The sequence below is a fragment of the Flavobacterium sp. genome (assembly GCF_013822155.1).
GTDB lineage: Bacteria > Bacteroidota > Bacteroidia > Flavobacteriales > Flavobacteriaceae > Flavobacterium.
The window spans coordinates 1-1,500 of the sequence record NZ_PNJW01000163.1 but is presented as its reverse complement, the minus strand read 5'-3'; the positions used below and the strand labels follow the sequence as shown (position 1 = coordinate 1,500).

General features: G+C 33.5%; 1 protein-coding gene and 2 pseudogenes. All 3 read left to right on the top strand.

Going from position 1 to position 1,500, the window contains the following annotated elements; all coding sequences use genetic code 11:
- Positions 1-336: pseudogene (locus C0512_RS15590) on the top strand (NAD(P)-dependent oxidoreductase); the annotation flags it as partial.
- Positions 333-1,124, top strand: a complete 792-nt coding sequence (locus C0512_RS15585) for a sugar phosphate isomerase/epimerase (protein WP_199717090.1) — start codon at positions 333-335, stop codon at positions 1,122-1,124. The pseudogene C0512_RS15590 and the gene C0512_RS15585, both read left to right, overlap by 4 nt.
- Positions 1,105-1,500, top strand: a pseudogene (locus C0512_RS15580) (glycosyltransferase family 2 protein); the annotation flags it as partial. The gene C0512_RS15585 and the pseudogene C0512_RS15580, both read left to right, overlap by 20 nt.

Genomic DNA, 1,500 nt, shown 5'->3' with positions numbered 1-1,500 from the left:
TTCAATTTTCTTTCTATAGGATTTTCGGCTTTAAATTTTACCGACAGCCGTGGAATTTTTCAGTTCTACAATCTTAAAAATCTTTGGAAACATATTGAAATTGCTACCGATAATCACTTTAAAAAACTGAATTTAGCCACAGAACCATTGGGCGTTAAGGAGATATATGAAGCGGTTTTCCACAAAGAATTTGTCAATGAGTTGGGCGCAACATTTCCGCACTATGATTTCCAAACGGTTTATGCAAAATACTTTGACAACAATGAAGATTATATCGAAAATAAAACAATTGTATTGCAAGAAATTATTGAATTCCTAAAGGAAAATAAAAATTGAAATTAGCCATATCTAACATAGCGTGGTCAGCAGAAAGCGATGAATCAATGTATACTTTTTTAAAGTCTGTAGATTTTGAAGGATTAGAAATTGCGCCAACGAGGATATTTCCTGAAAAAGCGTATGATCAATTGGAGGAAGCCCAATTATTTAAACAGCAAATACTAAGTAATTACAGCTTAGAAATTCCGTCTATGCAAGCTATTTGTTTTGGCAGAAGCGAAGCCATTTTCGGAACAGAAGAAGAGCGAAGTAGTATCATGGAATATATAAAAAAAGCTATCGATTTTGCAGCAGTATTAGAGTGCAAAAACTTGGTTTTTGGTTCGCCCAAAAACAGAATTATTGGCAAAGGCCAAGAAACGATAGCCTTTTCATTTTTTGAGGAATTAGGAATTTATGCCGCTTCAAAAGATACTGTTCTTGCCATGGAACCGAATCCGGAAATTTATGGAACCAATTTCCTGAATACAACAACCGAAGCTATCAATTTTGTAAAAGAAATCAAAAGCACAGGATTGAAAGTCAATGTTGATTTAGGCACTATAATTTACAACACTGAAACACTTGATACGATTGCCGATAATATTGATTTGATTAATCATATTCACATCAGTGAACCTAATTTGGAACCAATTACAGAAAGAGCTATACACGTCGAGTTGTATGGCTTATTAAAAGAGTATAAATATGGTAATTTTGTTTCCATTGAGATGAAAAATGCCAACGATATTTCAGTAGTTAAGAACACCATTCATTACATAAAAGATGTATTCAAAAGAAAATAAAAATATTTCAGGAGTTCCAGACTATATTTCTACTGAGTTTCATGAAAAAAAAACTAAGTATTGTCTTTGTATTCCTATAATTAATGAGGCTGAAAGAATTCATTTGCAGTTGGAACGCGCAAAAAAAAGTGGCGTTGACCAATTAGTTGACATCATCATTTGTGACGGAGATTCTAAAGACGGTTCAACCGAATTGTCCAAAATGGAAGCTTTGGGCGTAAACACGTTATTGGTAAAAAAAGGATTTGGCAAGCAAGGCGCACAACTAAGAATGGGCTTTTGGTTTGCTTTAGAAAGAGGTTATGAGGGCGTTTTAACCATTGACGGAAATAATAAAGACAGTATAGAATCAGTGTCATTATTTATTGAAAAATTG